Source organism: Ruegeria sp. H4, from assembly GCF_056533065.1.
On the sequence record NZ_JBQFOC010000001.1, the window covers coordinates 605,098 to 627,067 of the forward strand.

General features: G+C 57.6%; 23 protein-coding genes and 1 tRNA gene. 11 read left to right on the forward strand and 13 right to left on the reverse strand.

Going from position 1 to position 21,970, the window contains the following annotated elements; all coding sequences use genetic code 11:
* Positions 1-32: 32 nt before the first annotated feature.
* The 7 genes from ACR0KG_RS03060 to ACR0KG_RS03090 all read left to right on the forward strand — a co-directional run bounded on the left by ACR0KG_RS03060 (position 33) and on the right by ACR0KG_RS03090 (position 7,140).
* Complete coding sequence (locus tag ACR0KG_RS03060) at positions 33-1,076, forward strand: RluA family pseudouridine synthase (protein WP_480826437.1); 1,044 nt, start codon at positions 33-35, stop codon at positions 1,074-1,076.
* The gene (locus ACR0KG_RS03065; RefSeq protein ID WP_480826439.1) at positions 1,073-1,744 is read left to right on the forward strand and encodes an HAD-IA family hydrolase; all 672 of its coding nucleotides are present in this window, start codon (positions 1,073-1,075) and stop codon (positions 1,742-1,744) included. Before ACR0KG_RS03060 ends, ACR0KG_RS03065 begins: the two co-directional genes overlap by 4 nt.
* Before the next feature lie 3 nt (positions 1,745-1,747).
* Positions 1,748-2,455 (forward strand): ATP12 family chaperone protein, encoded by a 708-nt coding sequence (locus ACR0KG_RS03070; protein WP_480826440.1) that lies wholly within the window; start codon positions 1,748-1,750, stop codon positions 2,453-2,455.
* A 207-nt stretch (positions 2,456-2,662) separates the two neighbouring features.
* Positions 2,663-3,679 (forward strand): amino acid ABC transporter substrate-binding protein, encoded by a 1,017-nt coding sequence (locus ACR0KG_RS03075; RefSeq protein WP_480545378.1) that lies wholly within the window; start codon positions 2,663-2,665, stop codon positions 3,677-3,679.
* Between the two features lie 122 nt (positions 3,680-3,801).
* On the forward strand, positions 3,802-5,034 hold the full coding sequence (locus ACR0KG_RS03080; RefSeq protein WP_353010789.1) for an amino acid ABC transporter permease: 1,233 nt from the start codon (positions 3,802-3,804) through the stop codon (positions 5,032-5,034).
* Between the two features lie 3 nt (positions 5,035-5,037).
* Positions 5,038-6,336 carry an amino acid ABC transporter permease gene (locus tag ACR0KG_RS03085; protein ID WP_480545376.1) on the forward strand — a complete coding sequence of 433 codons (1,299 nt, stop codon included), beginning with the start codon at positions 5,038-5,040 and terminating at the stop codon, positions 6,334-6,336.
* A 12-nt stretch (positions 6,337-6,348) separates the two neighbouring features.
* Positions 6,349-7,140 carry an amino acid ABC transporter ATP-binding protein gene (locus ACR0KG_RS03090; protein WP_280922860.1) on the forward strand — a complete coding sequence of 264 codons (792 nt, stop codon included), beginning with the start codon at positions 6,349-6,351 and terminating at the stop codon, positions 7,138-7,140.
* 46 nt (positions 7,141-7,186) lie between these two features.
* Here ACR0KG_RS03090 and ACR0KG_RS03095 read toward each other — a convergent pair whose 3' ends face one another.
* From ACR0KG_RS03095 to rpmH, 13 genes are all read right to left on the reverse strand, one after another.
* Complete coding sequence (locus ACR0KG_RS03095) at positions 7,187-7,684, reverse strand: SixA phosphatase family protein (protein WP_480826441.1); 498 nt, start codon at positions 7,682-7,684, stop codon at positions 7,187-7,189.
* Positions 7,681-8,355: a ferredoxin gene (locus tag ACR0KG_RS03100; protein ID WP_480545372.1), complete on the reverse strand. Its 675-nt coding sequence runs from the start codon at positions 8,353-8,355 to the stop codon at positions 7,681-7,683. Before ACR0KG_RS03100 ends, ACR0KG_RS03095 begins: the two co-directional genes overlap by 4 nt.
* 18 nt (positions 8,356-8,373) lie before the next feature.
* Complete coding sequence (gene argB, locus ACR0KG_RS03105; protein WP_480826442.1) at positions 8,374-9,237, reverse strand: acetylglutamate kinase; 864 nt, start codon at positions 9,235-9,237, stop codon at positions 8,374-8,376.
* A gap of 115 nt (positions 9,238-9,352) precedes the next feature.
* Positions 9,353-10,756: a PepSY-associated TM helix domain-containing protein gene (locus ACR0KG_RS03110; protein WP_480826444.1), complete on the reverse strand. Its 1,404-nt coding sequence runs from the start codon at positions 10,754-10,756 to the stop codon at positions 9,353-9,355.
* Between the two features lie 67 nt (positions 10,757-10,823).
* Entirely contained in the window at positions 10,824-11,192 is a 369-nt protein-coding gene (locus ACR0KG_RS03115) for a DUF2946 domain-containing protein (RefSeq protein WP_480826445.1), read from the reverse strand.
* Positions 11,189-11,842, reverse strand: a complete 654-nt coding sequence (gene yihA, locus ACR0KG_RS03120; protein ID WP_480826446.1) for a ribosome biogenesis GTP-binding protein YihA/YsxC — start codon at positions 11,840-11,842, stop codon at positions 11,189-11,191. Before yihA ends, ACR0KG_RS03115 begins: the two co-directional genes overlap by 4 nt.
* The gene (locus ACR0KG_RS03125) at positions 11,839-12,576 is read right to left on the reverse strand and encodes an MOSC domain-containing protein (RefSeq protein ID WP_480826447.1); all 738 of its coding nucleotides are present in this window, start codon (positions 12,574-12,576) and stop codon (positions 11,839-11,841) included. The genes yihA and ACR0KG_RS03125 overlap by 4 nt, the downstream gene beginning before the upstream one ends.
* A complete protein-coding gene (gene yidC / locus ACR0KG_RS03130) occupies positions 12,573-14,402 on the reverse strand; it encodes a membrane protein insertase YidC (RefSeq protein WP_480826449.1) in 1,830 nt (609 codons plus the stop codon). Before yidC ends, ACR0KG_RS03125 begins: the two co-directional genes overlap by 4 nt.
* Before the next feature lie 111 nt (positions 14,403-14,513).
* Positions 14,514-16,067: a putative bifunctional diguanylate cyclase/phosphodiesterase gene (locus ACR0KG_RS03135; protein WP_480551585.1), complete on the reverse strand. Its 1,554-nt coding sequence runs from the start codon at positions 16,065-16,067 to the stop codon at positions 14,514-14,516.
* 64 nt (positions 16,068-16,131) lie between these two features.
* A complete protein-coding gene (ttcA, locus tag ACR0KG_RS03140; RefSeq protein WP_480501777.1) occupies positions 16,132-17,025 on the reverse strand; it encodes a tRNA 2-thiocytidine(32) synthetase TtcA in 894 nt (297 codons plus the stop codon).
* A gap of 57 nt (positions 17,026-17,082) precedes the next feature.
* On the reverse strand, positions 17,083-17,328 hold the full coding sequence (gene yidD / locus ACR0KG_RS03145; protein WP_480826451.1) for a membrane protein insertion efficiency factor YidD: 246 nt from the start codon (positions 17,326-17,328) through the stop codon (positions 17,083-17,085).
* Complete coding sequence (gene rnpA, locus ACR0KG_RS03150) at positions 17,325-17,750, reverse strand: ribonuclease P protein component (protein WP_480545353.1); 426 nt, start codon at positions 17,748-17,750, stop codon at positions 17,325-17,327. Before rnpA ends, yidD begins: the two co-directional genes overlap by 4 nt.
* Before the next feature lie 26 nt (positions 17,751-17,776).
* Positions 17,777-17,911 (reverse strand): 50S ribosomal protein L34, encoded by a 135-nt coding sequence (gene rpmH / locus ACR0KG_RS03155; RefSeq protein WP_005980833.1) that lies wholly within the window; start codon positions 17,909-17,911, stop codon positions 17,777-17,779.
* A gap of 295 nt (positions 17,912-18,206) precedes the next feature.
* On the opposite strand from rpmH, the gene ACR0KG_RS03160 reads away from it, so the two are divergent.
* The 4 genes from ACR0KG_RS03160 (at position 18,207) to ACR0KG_RS03175 (ending at position 21,904) form a co-directional block, all read left to right on the forward strand.
* A complete protein-coding gene (locus tag ACR0KG_RS03160; RefSeq protein WP_480827323.1) occupies positions 18,207-18,938 on the forward strand; it encodes a TVP38/TMEM64 family protein in 732 nt (243 codons plus the stop codon).
* Between the two features lie 4 nt (positions 18,939-18,942).
* Complete coding sequence (locus ACR0KG_RS03165) at positions 18,943-20,361, forward strand: dihydrolipoyl dehydrogenase family protein (protein WP_480826452.1); 1,419 nt, start codon at positions 18,943-18,945, stop codon at positions 20,359-20,361.
* Between the two features lie 19 nt (positions 20,362-20,380).
* Complete coding sequence (locus tag ACR0KG_RS03170; protein WP_480551581.1) at positions 20,381-21,763, forward strand: ATP-binding protein; 1,383 nt, start codon at positions 20,381-20,383, stop codon at positions 21,761-21,763.
* Between the two features lie 64 nt (positions 21,764-21,827).
* Positions 21,828-21,904: transfer RNA gene (locus ACR0KG_RS03175), tRNA-Arg, on the forward strand.
* The last annotated feature ends 66 nt before the right edge of the window (positions 21,905-21,970 follow it).

Genomic DNA, 21,970 nt, shown 5'->3' on the forward strand with positions numbered 1-21,970 from the left:
CGGTTCAGCCGCGCGGCGCAAGAGGCAATGACATGAGCGGTGTTCAGATGATTACGGTCGCTGAGGGCGACGGAGATCAGCGGGTCGACCGTTGGTTGCGCCGTCTGTTTCCGCATGTCAGCCAGGGGCGCATAGAAAAAATGTGCCGCAAGGGTGAACTGCGCGTGGATGGCAGCCGCGCCAAGGCCTCGACCCGGCTGGAGGTGGGGCAAGTTGTGCGCGTGCCGCCTTTGCCTGATGCGGATCACAAACCGGTTGAGGTGAAACGACGCGTTTCCGATGCGGATGCAAAAATGATCCAGTCGTGCGTGATCTATCGCGACGATCACGTCTTGGCGCTGAACAAGCCGCACGGCCTGCCGGTCCAGGGTGGCAGCGGCCAGATGCGCCACGTGGACAGCCTGTCTGAGGCTCTGCGCTTTGGCTATGAGGAGAATCCTCGACTTGTCCATCGGTTGGACAAGGACACCTCGGGTGTTTTGCTGCTGGCCCGCACGCGCGAGGCCGCCAAGGGGCTGACTGCTGCGTTCCGCCACCGCGACACACGCAAAATCTATTGGGCATTGGTTGCTGGGGTGCCGACGCCTTATCTGGGCGAGATTAAGACGGGTTTGGTTAAGGCATCGGGGCATGGCAAGCGGGGCGAGGGTGAAAAGATGATCCCCGTCCATATGGGCGACATCGACAGCACACCTGGTGCGAAACGTGCCCACACGCTTTACGCCACGCTCTATCGTGTTGCAGGTCGTGCCGCCTGGGTCGCAATGGAGCCAATTACAGGCAGAACCCATCAACTGCGCGCACATATGGCTGCGATCGGGCATCCGATCATCGGAGATGGCAAATATGGCGGATCTGGTCAGGAGAACCTTGGTGATGGCTGGGGCGCGCAACTGGGCGGGATTATCAGCAAGAAACTGCATCTGCACGCACGCAGCGCGTCGTTCCAGCATCCAGTGACGCGCAAGCCGATCACAATCGAAGCACCATTGCCCGAGCATATGAAACACAGCTGGGACACGTTTGGCTGGACCGAGGATCTGGCCTTGGATGACCCGTTTGAGGAACTGCAATGAGTACACCCTTGCGGCTGGTGCTGTTCGATGTCGATGGCACACTGGTCGACAGTCAGGGCAGTATCGTTCATTGCATGACCACGAGTTTTCAGGACGCATCAGTCCCAGCTCCGTCGCGTGAGGCGATCCTGTCGATTGTGGGCCTATCGCTGCCACAAGCGATTGCGCGGCTTGCGCCGGATCAGTCCGACACGGTGCAGGCGCAGTTGGTCGAGGGCTACAAGCAGGCCTTCCACGCGTATCGATTGAACCTTGGGGCGGCCAGTTCGCCGCTTTATCCCGGTGCGCGCGCGGCGATCGAGGCCCTGCATGCGGCACCGGACATCCTGCTGGGTGTGGCGACGGGCAAGTCAAAGCGGGGATTGGATGCGTTGATCGAGGCGCATGGGCTCCAAGGGTATTTCGTCACTCGTCAGGTTGCCGATCATCACCCGTCGAAACCGCATCCTTCGATGGTTCAGACCGCGTTGGCCGAAACTGGGGTTGAGGCCGTGAATGCTGTGATGATCGGGGATACCAGCTATGACATGGATATGGCTGCCGCAGCAGGGGTGGCCGGGATCGGTGTCGATTGGGGTTACCATGATCGATCTGCATTGAACGCGGGTGCCTGCGTTATTGAAACCTTCGACCAGTTGCCTGAGGCGCTGGCCCATATCTGGAACTGACACATGAGCGATTGGAAACCGAAACGCTTTTGGACGCACAGTGCGGTGGTCAAGGTCGATGGTGGGCATACGGTTGAGCTGGATGGCCGCCGGGTCAAAACCCCTGCAAAACAGGCGTTGATCCTGCCCACAGAGGCCATGGCCAAGGAGATCGCCGCCGAATGGGACGCGCAAGAGAAAGAGTTGGATCCCGCCACCATGCCTTACACGCGTTCAGCCAATGCTGCTATTGATAAGGTTCGAACCCAGCATGGCGAAGTGGCTGCGATGTTGTCCGACTATGGGGATTCCGATCTGCTCTGCTATCGCGCAACGCATCCTCAGGCGCTGCAAGACCGTCAAGTGGCCGAATGGGACCCGGCCTTGGATTGGGCCGCTGAAACCCTGTCAGCCCGGTTGGTCCCGATGTCAGGCGTCTTGCACAAACCGCAATCCGAAGACGCGCTGGCGCGGCTGCGGGAACGGGTTCATGGGATGGATGCGTTTCAATTGGCTGCATTCCATGACCTGGTGAGTCTGTCGGGATCGTTGATTCTGGGCTTTGCAGCTGCCTTGAATTGGCGCGAACCGGATGAGATTTGGCGCATTTCGCGTCTGGACGAAGACTGGCAGATCGAACAATGGGGCCACGATGACGAGGCCCACGCCGCAGCCGAGACCAAGAAAGCGGCCTTTCTGCATGCTAAATCCTTCTTTGATCTATCGTTTTGATCGCTCTTGGCTAAAAAACTGGCCGTGTTAACGCTGTCGTAGGGTGTGATAAATCGATTTCCATGATCGGGCACTTGACGTTTGTTTATGAATGCGACCAAACTCGTGCCCACTAAAGGGGAGACACCTTTGGGGTAACCTTACCGGCATCCACTTTGCCGGATAGAGCCGTCCCGCAAAGGGGCGGAAAATCAGGAAGAGGTAAAAATGAAAAAATCCGTAATCTTGGGCGCGGCAACAGTTGCCGGTCTGGCCGCAAGCGCTGCAGTGGCGGGTACTATCGATGACGTCAAGGCGCGCGGTACTCTGAACTGTGGTGTGACCACCGGTCTGGTTGGCTTTGCGGCACCAGATGCGAATGGCGAATGGAAAGGCTTTGACGTCTCGCTGTGCCGTGCGGTTGCAGCCGCAGTTCTGGGCGATGCCAGCGCTGTTGAATTCGTGCCGACCACCGGCAAGACGCGCTTTACCGCGCTTGCATCGGGCGAGATCGACATGCTGGCCCGTAACACCACATGGACCTTCAGCCGCGACGTTGACCTGAAATTCGAATTCACCGGTGTGAACTACTATGACGGTCAGGGCTTCATGGTTCCCAAGGCACTGGGCGTAAGCTCGGCCAAGGAACTGGACGGCGCAACCGTCTGCATCCAGACCGGCACCACAACCGAGCTGAACCTGGCCGATTTCTTCCGTGCCAACAACATCAGCTACGAGCCGGTTCCGATCGAAACCAACGCCGAAGCGCAGCAGCAATACCTGGCTGGCGCATGTGACGTTTACACCACCGACGCTTCGGGCCTGGCCGCAACCCGCGCCACGTTCGAAAACCCTGGTGACCACGTCCTGCTGCCCGAAATCATCTCGAAAGAGCCGCTGGGCCCGCTGGTCCGTCACGGCGATCACGAGTGGGGCGATGTTGTCCGCTGGACCCTGAACGCGCTGGTTTCGGCTGAAGAGCTGGGCGTGACCTCGGCGAACATCGACGAGCTGGCAGCTGGCACCGACAACCCGGAAGTGAACCGTCTGCTGGGCACCGAAGGTACCCTGGGCGAGATGCTGGGTCTGGACGCACAGTGGGCCATGCGCGCCATCAAGGCGGACGGCAACTACGGCGAAGTGTTTGCCAAGAACATCGGTGAAGAAACTCCGATCGGTCTGGCACGCGGCCTGAACGCACAGTGGACCGAAGGCGGCCTGCTGTACTCGCCGCCTTTCCGCTAAGACATCCATGGGAAAGGGCGTGGGGAAACCTGCGCCCTTTTCTTTCATAACTGCTGCGGACGCTGCAGAGCGGGGAATACCTCGCCGGGGTTAAAAGTCCGCAAGCCACGGGGATTCCATATATGTCGACTATGACTGACCCACCGAAAGCTGATTTTCGGTTGTCGATGCTCATTAACGATACCCGCTACAGATCACTCACATTCCAGGTGATTGCGGCCATCGCTATTGCGCTATCCATTTGGTATCTGGGCAACAACCTGATCCAGAACCTTCGGGCCGCAGGGCTCAATATCTCATACACGTTCCTTGGCGATGCCGCCGGGTATGACATCAACCAGCGTCTGATCGAATATGACAGCCAGGCCTCGCATGGCCGTGCTGCTGTCGTTGGGATCCTGAACACGCTGCTGGTGGCCTTTCTGGCCTGTATCACGGCCACGGTATTCGGTGTGATCGCGGGTGTTTTGCGCCTGTCCAACAACTGGCTCGTTTCAAAACTGATGGCGGTGTATGTCGAGATTTTCCGGAACATTCCGGTTCTGATCTGGATCATCATCATTTTCACCATCATGACAGCCGTGCTGCCGGGGCCACGCGCCTTCCGGGGTGAAGATCCAACGTCGACGATGCTGTTTGACGCGTTTGCCTTCACCAACCGGGGTGTCTATGTTCCGCGGCCGGAATTCACGAATGCGTTGTTTGGCTCAACATTGCTAAGCTGGCTTCTGGTGATAGCGGGCCTTGTCGGGTCCTGGTTTGCCTCACGTGAGATTGAAAAACGCGCGGCGTTGAAGCAGGAACAAACAGGTGAACGACCGCAGACGCTTCTGGTGAAACTGGGCGTTTGGCTTGTTCCTTTTGTGGTTCTGATGGTCCTGATGGGGCTGACCTGGAATATTCCAGAGCTCAAGGGCTTTAACTTCAGTGGCGGTATCAAAGTTGGTGGTCCGCTGATCGCCCTATGGTTTGCCTTGTCGATCTACACCGGTGCCTTCATCGCCGAAAACGTGCGGGCGGGTATTCAGGCGATCAACAAAGGCCAGACCGAGGCCGCAGCGGCACTGGGTTTGCGCCCGGGTCGGATCATGAACCTTGTGGTTCTGCCTCAGGCCTTACGGGTGATCATCCCGCCGCTGATTTCGCAGTACCTCAACATCACCAAGAACTCGTCGCTGGCGATTGCCGTGGGTTACGCGGATATCACCGCAACCTTGGGCGGTATCACGCTGAACCAGACAGGTCGCGCGATCGAGTGCGTTCTGCTGCTGATGCTGTTCTACCTGACAGCCTCGTTGCTGATCTCGATGGTGATGAACCTCTACAACGCATCCGTCAAGTTGAAGGAGCGCTGAGCCATGGCTGATCAATCAACAAATCCGATCGCTTTCGTGGCAGACGGGAATATTCCTGAATCGCCACCTCCGGCCAACCAAACCGGCGCCGTCAAATGGCTGCGGGATAACCTGTTCTCGGGTGTTGCAAACACAGTCCTGACCGTTCTGTCGCTGATCCTGATCTACTTGTTGCTGAAGAACACTCTGCCGTGGATCCTGAACGGAGTCTGGAACGCGAACTCTCTGGCCGAATGCCGGGAGATTCTGGCGGGTAAGACAGGGGCGTGTTTCGCCGTTCTGACGGAACGCTGGCCGCAGCTGATCTATGGGTTCAAATACCCTGCTGATGCCTATTGGCGCCCAAATCTGGCGTTTGTGCTGATGCTGGTTGCATTCGCGCCTGTGCTGTTCTTCGACCTGCCGCGCAAGATGCTGATCTTTACCGGCCTCTATCCCTTCATTGCCTTCTGGCTGATCTGGGGCGGTACGATCCTGGCCCCGTTGGTGGCATTGGTCGGCTGTGTGGCCGCTGGCGCCGTGTTCCAGAAGTTCGGTAAGAACAGCTTTGCCGCTGGATTCTTTGGCGCCATCGTTGTCGCGTTGGTCGTCTGGAACGTGGGCGGGGCTCTGATCCCGGAAGGGGCGTCAGAGGATGCTTGGCTGACCTATGTGCCTAGCCGCGATCTGGGTGGCTTCATGCTGAATATGATGCTGGGCGTAACCTGCGTGTCCCTGTCGGTGCCGCTGGGCATTGCCTTGGCGCTGGGCCGTCAGTCCGATATGCCGCTGATCAAGTGGGTCTGTGTCATCTTCATCGAGTTTATCCGTGGCGTGCCTCTGATCACGCTGCTGTTTGTGGCTTCGGTGATGCTGGCCTACTTCTTCCCGCCTGACAGCACGGTCGATCTGTTCCTGCGCGTTGTGATCATGATCACCATGTTCTCAGCCGCCTACATCGCCGAGGTGATCCGCGGCGGTCTGGCAGCGCTTCCACGCGGACAGTACGAGGCAGCAGACAGCCTTGGTTTGGATTACCCTCAGGCGATGCGTCTGATCATCCTGCCGCAGGCTCTGAAGATCTCGATCCCCGGTATCGTGAACGTGGCCGTTGGTCTGTTCAAGGACACCACACTGGTTTCGGTCATCTCGATGTTCGACCTGGTGGGCATGATCCGGGGGCCCATCCTGGCGTCGACCGAATGGAACGGCGTCTATTGGGAGCTTCTGGGCTTTGCCGCGCTTCTGTTCTTCGTCGTCTGTTACGGCATCTCTCAATATTCTCAGTGGCTCGAGCGTCGCCTTGCCACAGATCATCGTTAAGGAGTTCAACACATGTCTGAACTTGCAGTAGAACGCGAAATCGACCGCTCGAAGATGCAGGTGAGCGACGAAGTCGCCATCGAAATCAACGGCATGAATAAGTGGTACGGGTCTTTCCACGTACTGCGTGACATCAATCTGACCGTCAACCAAGGCGAGCGGATCGTAATCGCGGGCCCGTCCGGTTCGGGCAAATCCACCCTGATCCGCTGCCTGAACGCGCTGGAGGAACACCAGCAGGGCAAGATCGTGGTGGACGGGATCGAACTGTCGAATGACCTGAAAAACATCGACAAAATCCGGTCCGAGGTTGGCATGGTGTTCCAGCACTTCAACCTGTTCCCGCACCTGACCATTCTGGAAAACTGCACGCTGGCTCCGATCTGGGTGCGTAAGACGCCCAAGAAAGAGGCCGAAGAGCGCGCGATGCATTTCCTTGAGAAGGTGAAGATCCCCGATCAGGCGCTGAAATATCCCGGTCAGCTTTCAGGAGGTCAGCAGCAGCGTGTGGCGATTGCACGCTCGCTCTGCATGATGCCACGGATCATGTTGTTCGATGAACCGACATCGGCGCTTGACCCTGAGATGATCAAAGAGGTGCTAGACACCATGATCGAGCTGGCCGAAGAAGGCATGACCATGCTGTGCGTGACCCACGAGATGGGCTTTGCCCGTCAGGTCGCCAACCGCGTGATCTTTATGGATGCTGGCCAGATTGTTGAGCAGAATGAACCGGAAGAGTTCTTCAACAATCCGCAGAGCGAACGGACCAAGCTGTTCCTGAGCCAGATTCTGGGGCACTGATCCCAGAGAAACGAATAGAGAAGGCGGGGTTTGACCCCGCCTTTTTTCATGCCAGAAGCTCGCGCGGGATCATAAAGCCCAGAACCAACCCGCTGTTCCAATTCACTTGCGCCCAGTCATCGCTTTCAAAGCGGATCACTGTCGTCGCACAGGTTGGGTAGTCGTAGAAGCGCGGGTGATCCGCTGGCTGGCGAGTTATGCGGTTGGCAAAGTCGGCAATGCCGGGGTTGTGCCCTAGCATCAGAACGGTGGGCTCGGTGGCCCCGGATAGCGCGTCTAGCATATCCTCCGGGCTCGCGTGATAGAGCGTGCGCAGAAAACGCACCGTATCAGCTTGCAGCCCCATCCGGTCCCAGGTTTCGCGCGTACGAGCTGCGGTGGAACAAAGCACCTCATCCGGCACCCAGCCATTGCTGCGCAGCCATTCGGCGATTGCCGGTGCGGATTTACGTCCACGTTTGTTCAAGGACCTGTCGTGATCCGGCAGCATTGGGCTGTCCCAACTGGATTTTGCATGGCGGGTCAGGATCAGCGTCAAGGTCATGACGGGTGAAATGCCTTCATATGATGGGCGGATTGTTCCGGGTCGCGCTTGGCCCCGGCATTGATCGGGCAGGACAGCCGCGCAAGACAGCCACCTGTCATACAGGTCTGGCCTTCAGGGGTGGAAAGGTGTTGGTGGCACGCATCCACATTGTAAAAGGTTTGATCGTTCAAGGCCCCCACCGGGCAGGTTTGCGCGCAAGGCGCAGGGCAGGTGGTGCAAGGAGATGTCCCTTCGGCTTTGGGGATGTCAAACTCCTGCACAAAATGCAGCGCGCCGCGAAATGAGATCATCATGCCCATAGTATCATGAACCAAGGCGCCAACAGGGCTACTGAAGGTTCGCCCGGATTTCAGTGCCCAATCGATGAATGGGGCATAGGGCGGGCCACCGAATGGGAAATGTGCCTGTGCCTGCATCTGCTGCGCCAATTGCCCAATCACGCGTAGAGACCAACTGTCTACCGGATCGTCGCCCTGCCATTCCGGCGCAGCTTTGAGCGTTGGCCAGAACTCTGGCCCCGCGCCCAGCAGGATCAACGTTCCCCCTTCAAGCTGCTTTGCGTCGGTCATATGCGGATGCAGTGCGCCCATGACAATCAGGCTGACCTGCTGCGCCGCGTGTTCAACGCGTTCATATGTGACCTCTGCGGAGTGTGCCTGGTCTGTCATATCCCCTCCGCGCTCAGATCAATCGGGCCGGATCAAAGACCCGGCACCGTGTTCGGTGAACAGCTCCAGCAGCACCGCATTAGGTGCGCGCCCATCCAGAATGACCACCGCGCGAACGCCACTGTGCAAAGCGTCTAGCGCCGTTTCGGTTTTGGGGATCATACCGCCTGCAATCGTGCCTTCGCGGGTCATTTCGCGGATTTGACCGGCTTTCAACTCGGTGACCACGTCACCGGCCGCGTTTTTAACACCAGATACGTCGGTCAGCAGCAACAGGCGATCCGCTTTCAGGGCAGAGGCGATAGCCCCGGCAGCTGTATCGCCATTGACGTTGAATGTCTCTCCGTCCGTGCCAGCGCCCAGCGGTGCGATGACCGGGATCACATCATGCGAGAACAGGTCGTGCAGGACCTTCGGGTTCATCTCGGATGGGGTGCCGACAAAGCCCAGTGAGGCATCTGTCTGCTCGCAAGTCATCAGGTTGGCGTCCTTGCCCGACAGGCCCACTGCGGTGCCGCCCTGACGGTTGATCGCTTGAACGATGCGTTTGTTGACCAGGCCAGACAGGACCATCTCAACCACCTCAACAGTGGCTTTGTCCGTGACACGTTTACCATTCACGAAATCCGATTGGATATCCAGCTGCTTCAGCATCGCGTTGATCATTGGCCCACCGCCATGCACGACGACCGGGTTCACACCTACCTGACGCATCAGCACAACATCGCGTGCAAAGCTCTCCATCGCTTCGTCGCTGCCCATGGCGTGACCGCCCAGCTTGATAACAACGATGGCGCCGTCATAGCGCTGCAAATAGGGCAAGGCGCTATTTAGGGTTGCAGCAGTGGCGATCCAGTCCCGGTTCATGTCTCGTGTCTTCATTGGCTGTCAGTCCTTTGATCCACCCTGTTAGGGCGTTTGGACCGGGCTGCCAAGACCATACCGGGCAATTGCTGCAATCTGAGGCCGCGCCGGCTTGGCGCGGCCCGTGTTCAGCTCAGCTCATCGCGCGTTTCATCGCGGGAATGTTGCTGAGGATGAGCAAGTCAAAGGCAAGAACGGCCATTAGGGTCAAACCAACCAATGGGAAAGCCATGGCCGTGAACAACCCGATCAGAACAGCACCTTTCCAAAAGGGCAGTTCTGCCGGCATGGGTGGAGCGGCCAAACGGCCGGCTTTTTGCGGACGTCGCTTAACCCACATCACCACGCCCGAGACGCAGACAAAGATCACTGATAGGCAGAAAACCAGGTTCAGAACAAAGTTCCAAATGCCCATCAACCCCATATGCAACGGGATGCCAACAGCCATGGCCTTGCCCATCAGCGAATAGTCCGCATACTGCACATCGGCCAGGATTTTGCCTGTGTACTGATCCACATGTACGGTTCGATCGTTCACCGGGTCAGTTGAGTCACTGCTCATGCTGTCACGGTTCAGCGTCCAAACCCCCGCTTCCCCGCTGGGATAGGCCACCCGGAACCGCCCTGCCATGCCCAGAGCCGTGCCGAGTTCGACCAATGCGTCGATATCGACGCTTGCGCCCTCTGGCACGCCTGTGATCCCCACATCCGAACCCGAGGCGGGCATTGGGGTCTGTTCTAACACCCAAGGGACATCGTTCTGATGCCCATGGTTCATGCTGGCGTGGGTGTCGTCCGATAGCGGAACGTTGTCCCATTTCTCGGCGGGGAAACTGCTCCAGGGTTGGACAATCATGCCTCCCCAGACCCCGGCCCAAGATAGGCCCGAGATCAGGAATACGATCAGCAGAAACGACATCCAAAAGCCAACCATGGCGTGCAGTGACTTCCAAAGCGCACGACCGCGCGCCTTCAGGTTCGGGACAAGGGCGGCCAGTGTATTGCCACGAGGCCACCACAGATAAAGGCCGGTAAAGACCAGAACCAAACTTAGACCCGCAGCAATTTCAAGGATACGGTCGCCTGTGGTGCCGATCAAAAGGGTTGAATGGATATTGTCCGCCAAATCGTACCAACCCGCGCGGCGGTCCCAGACCTCGATCACCTGACCGGCATAGGGGTCGACGGCAACCATACGGTGCCCAGCTTCGGTCTTGATGCGGAACACGGTGGCCAGATTTTCTGCCTTGGGACCGATCCATTCCACGACCTGACCGGGCATTTCATTCAGCGCGACCTCGGCCTGTTGCGAGACGGGCAGGGCGTTGCCGTCAATCGTGACGCCGATCTTTTCGCCGTCACGTCCGTCAAACTGAGTGATAAACATCATCATCAAACCGGTCACGGCCAATATGATGAGGAATGGGATCACGAAAATCCCGGCGTAGAAGTGCCACCGCCATGCAGCGAAGTAAAATTTTTGCGCAATTGTATCCTGCGCTTGGGCCGTGCCCGGATTTTGGCTATCGATTGCCATTAGAAAATCTCCATATGCAGACATGCCCCGCATGCGTGGCACGCAGGGTGAACAAGTGTTTGCTGTTTCAGGAGATTTGGGGTGGCCCGCGGGCGTCGTAGCGCGTGTAGAAACCAGCGCTGCGATGGGTGAAGTCCGAATGATCCCAGCGAGACTGAATGTGGAAGTCTGCCGGAACGATCATGGTGATCCCGAGGATATCTACGCCAGCTGTCAGCCCAGCAAAGGGGCACATTGTCCGCGTGTCGCTATCGTCATGAACCGGTTCATCCGTGTCCAGGTCGACCCATTGTTCAACCGTGCCTTCTCCGGTGCAGAGCACCAGCAGGATCTTGCCGTCAATGTCCTGCGCTGGCATCCAACCTTGCGGGATTGCGCCGGTTGTCAGCACTGCGAGTACCGTCAGAGCGCCTATGGCACGCAGGATCAGGGTCATTCGAGATGTGCAATTATAGAGCGGAGTGTTGGGATACCGTCACCCTTCTCGGACGAGGTCAGCACAATCTCGGGGTAGGCTGCGGGATGTTTGGACAGGGCCGTGCGGACCTGATCCAGAACCTTTTCCCGATCTTGTGCTTTGACCTTATCGGCCTTGGTCATCACGCATTGAAAAGTCACCGCGCTTGTGTCCAGCAGTTTCATGATCTCATCATCGACGGGTTTTACCCCGTGGCGTGAATCGATTAGCACAAAGGCCCGGCGCAGGGTTTGTCGCCCGCTCAGATATTGTTTGAGCAGCCGCTGCCATTTCTCAACCGCTTTGATCGGTGCGTTCGCGTAGCCATAGCCGGGAAGGTCGACCAGATACAGCTCGGGTCCTTGGGTGAAAAAGTTGATCTCTTGCGTGCGGCCGGGGGTGTTTGAGGCGCGTGCCAAACCCTTGGTCCCGGTCAGCGCGTTGATCAGGCTGGATTTGCCGACGTTAGACCGCCCGGCAAAACAGACCTCGAGCCTGTCAGGGGCAGGCAGGCCGTTCATGGCCACGACGCCTTTGACGAATTCCGACGGGCCTGCAAACAGCTTGCGCCCGCGCTCCAGCGAAATTTCATCTGGGTCTTCGGTTAGGGGAAAGGGCAGGGCGGTCATAGCACCTGAACCTTGTCATCCAGGCTGATCCTGCCGCCTTTGATCACCTCGGCATAGACGCCGAAATCCTGATGATCCCAGCTGTTCAATGCGCCCAGCGTGTCTGCATCCCGCTCGCCAGTTTCAGGATTGGCAGTAGTTGCCATACAGCGCACGATCCGTTCGCGCACATGCAGCACGGCTTCGCCAATCTGAACGTCCTTGCCCAGCCAATCGAATTCTTCCCACAGGGGCAGACCATCGAACCAGATATTGCCGCGCCAGCGTGCAATCGATAAATCCTGCGCCAGCTTCTGCGAAACTGCACGGTGCGAGGCCATGTTGCACAGGCTGATTGAGGGGTAGTCACTGTCGGTCATACCACGACCGGGAACACGAATGATCCGTGCCGAAGCCGCTCGGTCAGCGGGCATCAAAGGCTTCACCCAGTCCAGAAACACGTCTTGTTCGTTCTCCGGATCAAAGCGCAGATCGGGCCTGTCGGGATGGCTGAGGGTGAGGGTTTCCCCTTCAAGCTGAGCCGATATTGCCATCAGGCTGGGCGCTTTTGATCCACGGCTGAAATTGGCGCAGGGCACCCATTTTGATCCATCGGCCTTTGAGGCTTCATGCACGACTGCCCAAACGCGATCCCCGGGCATGGTCTGCCCGGGGGTCAATGTCACATCAGTCAGGCTCTCCCGCCCATGGCTTTTGATGGGGTGTCGCCATATGCAGGTTACGGTGCCGGTCATTTGTCATCCGTCTTTGGCGTTCGCTTGAAGCCCGATTTGATATTGCCGAACACATCTGGCGTATATCCCTGGCTGCGCATGATCAGATATTGCTGCGTGAAGGTTATGGTGTTGTTCGCGATCCAGTAGACGACCAGACCACTGGCAAACCCGCCGAGCATGAACATGAAGACCCATGGCATCCAGGCAAAGATCATCGCTTGGGTCGGGTCGGTTGGGGCCGGGTTCAGTTTCTGCTGCATCCACATCGAGATACCCAGTAGCAACGGCAGGATGCCAATGAAGACCAGTGCCATAAGGCTTTCGGGCGCAGGTGCGGCCCAAGGCAGGAGACCAAAGAAGTTGAAGATCGAGGTTGGGTCCGGCGCGCTGAGGTCTTGGAACGGGCCGAACCATGGGGCCTGCCGCAGTTCGATGGTGACAAAGATCACCTTATAGAGCGAGAAGAAGATAGGGATCTGCATCAGGATCGGCAGACAGCCGGCAGCCGGGTTCACCTTTTCCTTCTTATACAGCTCCATCATGCCCTGCTGCATCTTCTGACGGTCGTCGCCTGCGGCCTCTTTCAGGGCCTCCATCTGCGGTTGCAATTCCTTCATCTTCGCCATTGAGACATAGGATTTGAACGCCAGCGGGAACAGGATCGCCTTGATGATCAGCGTCAGGCTGATGATCGACCAGCCCATATTTCCGATCAGCAGGTTGATATTGTGCAGCAGCCAGAAGATCGGTTTGGTCAGGAAGGCAAACCAACCCCAATCGATGCTTTCGATGAATTTCTGAACACCTTCGGCTTGGTACTCGCGAATGGTTTCCCACTCTTTTGCACCAGCAAACAACCGCGTTGTGGTCTGTTCGGTCGCGCCTGGTGCGACTGCGATTGTGGGCAGCACCGTCTCGGTCTGGTAGATTTTGCGCCGAGCGTCGTATTTTGCAGCGGCCTTGAACGTCGCGCCTTCGGCAGGGATCAGGGTTGTCATCCAGTAGTGGTCTGTGAAACCAACCCAACCACCCTCTTTCACCTGAAAAACTTCGGCCTGCGCGCGTTCGTTCGGATCGATGTCGAAATCGCGCACATCGCCGTAGTCGATCTCATCCAGCACGCCATCGGCCATGACCATGGCCCCTTCATGCAGGATGAAGAAGTTTTTCAAGCCCGGCAGATCGCCATCCTCGCCAATGCCATGGCGCGCCAGAATGCCGTAGGGGGCCATGCTGACTTCGGACGCGGTGGCGTTTTCGACGGATTGGGTCACCGAGAACATGTAGTTGTCGTCGACAGAAATGGTGCGGCGGAAGGTCAGCCCGTTGCCGTTCTCCCACGCCAACGTTACCGGGCTGTCCGGGCTCAGGGTTTCACCCTGTTCCAGTGTCCACAAGGTGTTGGGGCCGGGGACGTCTTCGCCCGAAACGCCCGCGCCCGGCGCCCAGCCATACAGCGCGTAGTAGGCAGAGTTTGACCCAACCGGCGACAGCAGCTCGACAATCGGTGCGTCTTCTTCGATCGAGACTTTGTAGTCTTTCAGGAACAGCTCATCGATACGTCCGCCCGACAGTGACAGGCTGCCTTTTAGGCGGGGCGTGTCGATTTCGACGCGCGGGGCCTGTTCTTCGGGCAGTGTGTCTTCGGCGGCGGCGGTAGCTTCACCTACGGTGCCACTTGCAGTTGCGCTGGGCGTCTGAATCTCGGCCTCATCTATTGCCGCGATCTCAGCATCCTCTGCCACAGTGCTTGGCTCCGGCGGGGGAAACAGCACGAACCAGACCAGGATCACCAGAAAGCTGAGCGCGGTTGCGAGGATGAGGTTCTTATTCTGATCGTCCATCTGGGACAGCCACCTTGAGCAGTGAAAGACACCCGCAGGGTTCAACAGAGTGCAGGCCCAAAGGTCAAGCGGAATCGGCTGTCAATTCGTCACGGATCATCCATATAGGGCTTAAAATCCGCCTTGTGATCCCGTTTGCCGGCCAATCTTCGGAACACCGTTGACCTTGTTGCGATGCGCGGCAATCCAATCCAGTGTTTTCTCGAACGGCATGGGTTTCCCAATGCCAAAGCCCTGAACATGGTTGCAACCAAGCTGTGCCATCAAGGCGTGTTCCCCTGGGGTTTCCACACCTTCGGCCAGGGTTTCAACCTTCAGGCGCTCCGCCATGGTCAGGATCGCGCTTGCAAGCTGTTGCTGGCTTGGGTCTTGATCGGATTTGGCAACAAAGGACCGGTCGATCTTGATCCGGGAGACCTGAAACCGCTTGATCGACGCGATTGAGGCATGTCCGGTGCCAAAATCGTCCAGATCAATACAGCATCCAAGCGCGGCCATGCTGGTGACATTCCGCGTGATTACGTCATCGGGTCTGCGGGAAAAAACAGTTTCCAGAATTTCAACCGCCAGCCTGTCTGGGGTGAGGTCGAATTGATCCATCTCCCATTTTAAGCGATCGATCAGGCCGGGGTCTCGCAGCTCATCCGATGAGAAATTAATGCCGATCCGCGGCACGATTACTCCGGCCCGATCCCAGTCACGCATGGCTTTGAACGCATGATGGCGGATGGTCTGTCCGAAACGTTCCATCATCTCGGCCTGTTCCGCAAAGGGCAGAAACACGTGCGGGCCCAATACGCCTTTTTGCGGATGCTCCCATCTTGCCAGCGCTTCAAACCCGGTGACCTTGCCGGTATCGGTAGAGATTTGAGGCTGAAACCATGGGCGGATTTCGCCGCTGTTCAGCGCGGTCTCGAACTCTTTTTTCAGATTGGTACGAATGCGCGACCGGCGGCGTGTATCCGACGAATAGGCGCGAATCGTGGATGGGCCATTCTGTTGCGCCTCGATCAAGGCGTTGTTGGCGGCGTCCTTCCACATTTCCGGGGTCCCGTTAGGTTCGCCTGAACTGAGGCAGAACCCTATGGAGCACGAGACATAGATGCCGGTGCCGTTCAGCGGTATCGGATCTTCGATGGCTGACTGAATGCGCCCCGCCATTTGTATACAGGCCTCAAGATCCAGGTGCTGCGCTGGGCGCAGAGCAATCAGAATCCTGTTGCCTGCCAACCGGGTTACAAAGTCCTGGCTGCGAATGACCGAGAGAATGCGATTGCAGACCTGCTCCGATATCAGGTTCGTCGCGGCCTCGCCATGCAGGTCAAGAAGCTGTGTGTAATCGTCGAGCGCAATGGCAATACAAGCGGACATTTCCCCGCTTTGTTTTGAACCTTGAAAGACCGCCTCCAACTCTGCATCGAAGCGGTCGTTGGTGAGAAGACCACCTGCTTGGTGAGTTCCAAACGTCCCACCAGCCTTTGACCCAAACCGGCCGACTGCCGCGGCGATCAACGGCAGGCCCAAAGCGGCGGCGACAAGCGCACGTTCACCCCCGATCCAGAACGCACCAAGGCTGAGTGCGGGAATGAAGGCGAGAGCAGATGGGGAGTTCAGCAGCGACGCGAGGCTACGCGACAGACGGTCAAAAGAAGGTAGGTTCCGCATCGGTTTCCAGGCCCTGAGAGATGATCACAGGCCCCGACCGTATGAAACCAATCTGAGTCAGCCGTTAACGCAGATGCGGAATTTCACCCAAATCTTCGGGTTTTTTGTCCGGATCCAAAGAAAGCCCTGCAAAATCGAACAGTTTGGGGTCCAGCAGGTGCGACGGTCGGGCATTAGTCAGGGCGCGGAACATGACCTGCCGCCGACCGGGGCTGTTCTTTTCCCATTGATCGAGAATTTGTTTGACCTGTTGGCGTTGCAACCCGTCCTGACTGCCGCACAGATCGCAGGGGATGATCGGGTAGCGCATTGCATTGGCAAATTTCTCGCAATCCGCTTCGGCCACATGGGCCAGTGGGCGAAAGACGAACAAATCACCCTCTTCATTGACCAGCTTGGGCGGCATAGTGGCCAAACGACCGCCATGGAACAGGTTCATGAAGAAGGTTTCCAAAATATCGTCACGGTGATGGCCCAGCACAACGGCTGAACACCCTTCTTCGCGTGCGATGCGATACAGGTTGCCGCGACGCAGGCGAGAACACAGCGCGCAATATGTACGGCCTTGCGGGACTTTATCGACTACGATCGAATAGGTATCCTGATATTCGATCCGGTGGGGTACATCCATGCGTTCCAAAAATTCAGGCAGGACGGTGGCGGGAAAACCGGGTTGCCCCTGATCCAGATTGCAGGCCAGCAGATCGACGGGCAGCAGGCCGCGCCATTTCAACTCATAAAGAACTGCAAGCAGGGTGTAGCTGTCTTTGCCTCCGGACAGGCAGACCAGCCACCGGGGCGGCTTGCCGTCCTTGTCATGGGCAGAGGGGTTCACCATCCCGTAGTGTTCAATGGCTTCACGGGTCTGGCGCACAATACGCTTGCGTAGTTTCTTGAACTCGGTGGTCGAGGGCGCGCCAGCGAAAAGCGGGTGGATATCATCTGCTTCGTCAAACATGGACCTGCCCTAAAGAGTTTGAGGCACCCCGGCAAGATAAATGCCAGGTTTTGAGCATCAGGTTTTGTCTTTACACGCCTGGCACTCTGGAACCGGATCGTACCCGTCGCCGCCCCAGGGATGGCACCGCCCGATTCTGCGCGCGGCCAGCCATGCCCCCTTAATCGCCCCGTGCTTTTCCAGCGCTTCCAGCGCATAGGTAGAACAAGTGGGTTGATAGCGGCAGTTGAAGCCAACCCAGGGGCTAAAGATCAACCGATACGCCCGGACGGGCAGGGCGATGATATGAGCCAGAAAGGTCATTTGCCCGTGCCATGGATTTTGCGCAGCGCGTATTTCAGATCGTTCAGCAGAGAGTCATAGGGGCAGGACCCGGTGACATCGGCGCGTCCGATCAGCACATAGTCCCACCCGTCATGACCTCGGGTGGGCAGAATGGCACGCGCTGCTTCGCGCAAGCGCCGTTTGGCGCGGTTTCGGGCGACAGCGTTGCCAACTTTCTTGGAACAGGTGAACCCAACCCGAATACCGGGTGCTTCGTCCGGCGCGCGCTTGCGGGCCTGTACCATCATCGACGATGTGCCTTGCCTGCGCGCGCGCGCGGCTTTCAGGAAATCAGGCCGGTTCTTAAGTGCAGTCAAAGATACTGGCGCGCAAACAGAAGCCGCCGGGGGCTTTTCCCGGGGGTGGTTCTTACCAACCTCAGGGGCCTCCGGCGGCGTCATGTTCAGTACCTGACAGGTCGAGCGGTTTACGCGCTCAGCGACTTGCGGCCACGTGCGCGGCGCGCGTTCAGGATTTTACGGCCGGCCTTGGTGGCCATGCGCGCGCGGAAACCGTGGCGGCGTTTGCGAACCAGGTTCGAAGGCTGATAGGTGCGTTTCATCGCTCCGTCTCCAATCTATAGCGGTGGGTGCGGCGCGGATTCGCCTGGCCCTAGTGTTCGAAGCCCGTCCTCTACTGCTAAGCGGGGGGTAAGTCAAACCCCAAGACAGGGGTTTTGACGCCTTTTGCAACAATTCTGTAACCGGGCCGTCGAAAAGGTTTCAGATTCCTGGTTTTGCACCCGAAACTCTCACATTCCCTGCCACATAGTTCAAGGCCGCGTGAGGGACCTGTCGTTTGGCGGTCGGGCAACGCATGTTGGGGTCAGAATGAAACAGATCAAGCCGGATGAGCCTATGAGTGAAACGACCCAGCCCCCGCGCAGCGGCGTTGCGCGCCATATTCCACTGCTGGTGATCCTTACGGTCGCAGCGCTGGGGCTCTTCACGCTTGGCGATTACCTCAGCTTTGAGACCTTGCGCGATAATCGTGAGGCGCTTCTGGCATGGCGGGATGCAAATTACTGGGCCATGGCCGGTGCCTTTATCGCAATCTACATCGTGATTGTGGCCTTCTCCTTGCCCGGTGCAGCCGTGGCTTCTATGACCGGTGGCTTCCTGTTTGGCTTGTTCGCGGGAACGGTTTTCAACGTTTTCGCGGCGACGATTGGCGCATCGGCGATTTTCCTGGCCGCCCGTTGGGGTTTGGGTGAATCACTGACCGCGCGGTTCGAATCCTCGGAAGGCACGGTCAAAAAGCTGAAAGACGGGCTGCGCGAGAACGAGATTTCTGTGCTGTTCCTCTTGCGGCTGGTTCCAGTTGTGCCTTTCTTTGTCGCCAATCTGGTGCCCGCATTGGTCGGCGTAAAGTTTCGTAACTTCCTGATCACCACAGCGCTGGGGATTATTCCGGGCGGGATCGTGTACACGTGGATCGGCGTCGGGCTGGGCGGTGTGTTTGATCGGGGTGAAACGCCTGATGTATCCCTTTTGTGGGAACCGTTTGTGATCGGCCCGATCATCGGTCTTTGTGTGCTGGCCGCGTTGCCAATTGTGATCAAAGCCCTGCGCGGCAAAAAGGACACCTGAACGCATGAAGAAAGTGAAGACGGATATCCTGGTGATCGGAGCCGGATCGGGCGGGTTGTCAGTTGCCGCAGGAGCTGCACAGATGGGGGCCGACGTGATCCTGCTGGAAGGCCACAAGATGGGTGGTGACTGCCTGAACTTTGGCTGCGTCCCGTCAAAGGCGCTGATCGCAAGTGGTAAAGCGGCTCACGCGCAGGGGCACGCCACGTCGTTTGGAGTGGCGAATGTTGTGCCTCAGGTCGACTATGGTGCAGCGAAAGATCACGTTCATGATGTAATCTCTCAGATCGAGCCGATGGACAGTCAGGAGCGGTTCGAGGGCTTTGGCGTGACAGTCATCCGAGAGTTTGGCACCTTCCTGTCGCCAACCGAGGTGCAGGCCGGGGACACCGTGATCACCGCGCGCCGTGTTGTGATTGCGACCGGGTCAATTCCGTTGGTCCCTCCGATCCCCGGTTTGGAAAATGTGCCGTATTATACCAACGAGACCGTTTTCGATCTGCGCGACAAACCGGACCATCTGCTGATCATCGGTGGAGGGCCTATCGGCATGGAAATGGCGCAAGCGCATATCCGGTTTGGCTGCAAAGTTACAGTGATCGAAGGCATGAAGGCGCTGAGCAAGGATGACCCTGAGGCTGCGGCCGTGGTTGTGGACACCTTGAGGGCAGAAGGCATCGATATCCGCGAGCAAGCCATGGTCGCTCAGATACGTGGTGAGGACGGTAAGATCGAAGTTGTGACTGAGAACGGCGATATCATTTCAGGCACCCATCTGTTGATGGCTGCCGGGCGCAAGGCGAATGTGGATCGTCTGAACCTTGAGGCTGCTGGTATCGACCGAACACGCACCGGTATCCAGGTTGACGACGCTCTACGCACGACCAACCGCAAGGTTTATGCGATTGGCGATGTCGCAGGTGGGCTGCAATTTACTCATGTTGCAGGGTATCATGCTGGCATCATTATTCGGTCAGCTTTGTTCGGACTGCCCTCAAAAGCCAAAACAGCGCATATTCCTTGGGCAACCTATACCGACCCGGAACTCGCTCAGGTCGGTTTGACAGAGGTGCAAGCCCGCGAACAACATGGTGAGGCGATGGAAATTGCCCGGTTTGACTATCACCATAATGACCGCGCGATTTCTGAACGAAAGACCAAGGGTTTCATCAAGGTGATGGTCGTCAAAGGCCGCCCGGTTGGTGCAACAATCGTGGGACATCAGGCCGGAGAGTTGATCAACTTGTGGTCTCTGGCGCTGGCCAATAATCTCAAGATGGGTCAGATCGCCGCGATGGTTTCGCCTTATCCGACGATCGGAGAGCTTAACAAACGCGTCGCGGGTGCTTATTTCTCGCCGAGGCTGTTTGAGAATCAGACAGTTAAACGTGTGGTCAGGTTCGTCCAGCGCTGGATTCCCTGACACAAAGAAGGAGCGTCAATTGAACTCTCTGTCGGGCCGTTTCCTGATCTTGACGACGGTCTTCGTGATGCTGGCCGAAATCCTGATCTTTGTCCCGTCAATCGCGCGCTTCCGGGAAGACTTTCTGCTAAACCGGCTGGAGCGCGCACAGATCGCATCTCTGGCGCTATTGGCCGACGACATGCTTGCCGATGAGCTTGAGGCCGAACTGCTGGAAAACGCGGGTGTTTATAATGTCGTGCTCAGGCGTGATGAGGTTCGGCAGTTGATGCTGTCCTCACCCATCCCTGAGCAGATCACCAATACTTACGATCTGCGGGATGCAGGCCCCTGGATTCTGATCCGTGACGCGATGACCCGGATATTCACCGTCGAAAACGAAGTTATCCGTGTGATCGGCGAACCTGTCAAACGGGCTGGTTTGTTGATCGAAGTGACCATGGAAAGCGCGCCCTTGCGGATGGCGATGGTGGACTATGGTCTTCGAATCCTTGGCCTGTCATTCGTGATCTCGATCATAACGGCGTCGTTGTTGTTTCTCGCAGTACGTATTGTTCTTGTTCGTCCGATCAAAAGTGTTGTCGGCTATATGCAGCGCTATGCTAGCGCGCCCGAGGATGCGCGTGGCATCATCTCGCCAAGTTCGAAAGTGACCGAGCTGCGGGAGGCGGAAGAAGCCTTGCAGATGTTGCAAACGGACCTGACACAGGCGTTGAAACAGCGCGAACGATTGGCACAATTGGGTGGTGCCGTGGCTAAGGTCAGCCACGATTTGCGGAATATTCTGACGTCGGCGCAGCTTTTTACAGACCGGATTGAGGCGAGCGATGATCCGTTGGTCAAACGCATGGCGCCGAAGCTGGTCAACTCGATCACCCGAGCGGTTTCCCTGTGCGAAAGCACACTGGCTTTTGGCCGTGCAGAAGAACCCGCACCGACACTGTACATGGTCAAGGTTCGCGAAATTGCTGCGGACGTGGCTGCAAGCGAGCAATTGGCGGTGGCCGATGCCTGTGTCGAGATTGTGAACGAAGTACCGGACGACTTGGTCGCGCGTGCCGACCCTGAGCAATTGTACCGAGTCATCATGAACCTTGTCCGCAATGCGCGACAGGCGCTGGTCGCCTCTGGAAAACCGGGTCGGATCGTCATCGTGGGGTGCGAGCTGGAGAGCACCTGGTGCATCGAAGTCAGCGATACAGGACCCGGCCTGCCGCCCAAAGCGCGTGAAAACCTGTTCACCCCGTTTGAGGGTGGTGTGCGTAAAGGCGGATCTGGCCTAGGTCTTGCAATTTCGCAGGAACTGGTGCGCGGCCATGGCGGGGATCTGGTGCTGAAAGACACCGGACCCGATGGAACGACCTTTGAAATAAGGCTGCCCCGCGGAGACGAGACTTTTTGAGGATTTTTTACAGAATCGACTTGCACGTCCACCGTGCCGGGTCTAAATAGCGCCTCACCAACGCGGACCGATAGCTCAGCTGGATAGAGTACTTGACTACGAATCAAGGGGTCGGGGGTTCGAATCCTCCTCGGTCCGCCACTTGGTGATATTCCAAAATCTTGGTGAGACGCACTAGGTTGTATAAACCTCTGTGTTTTATGGCCA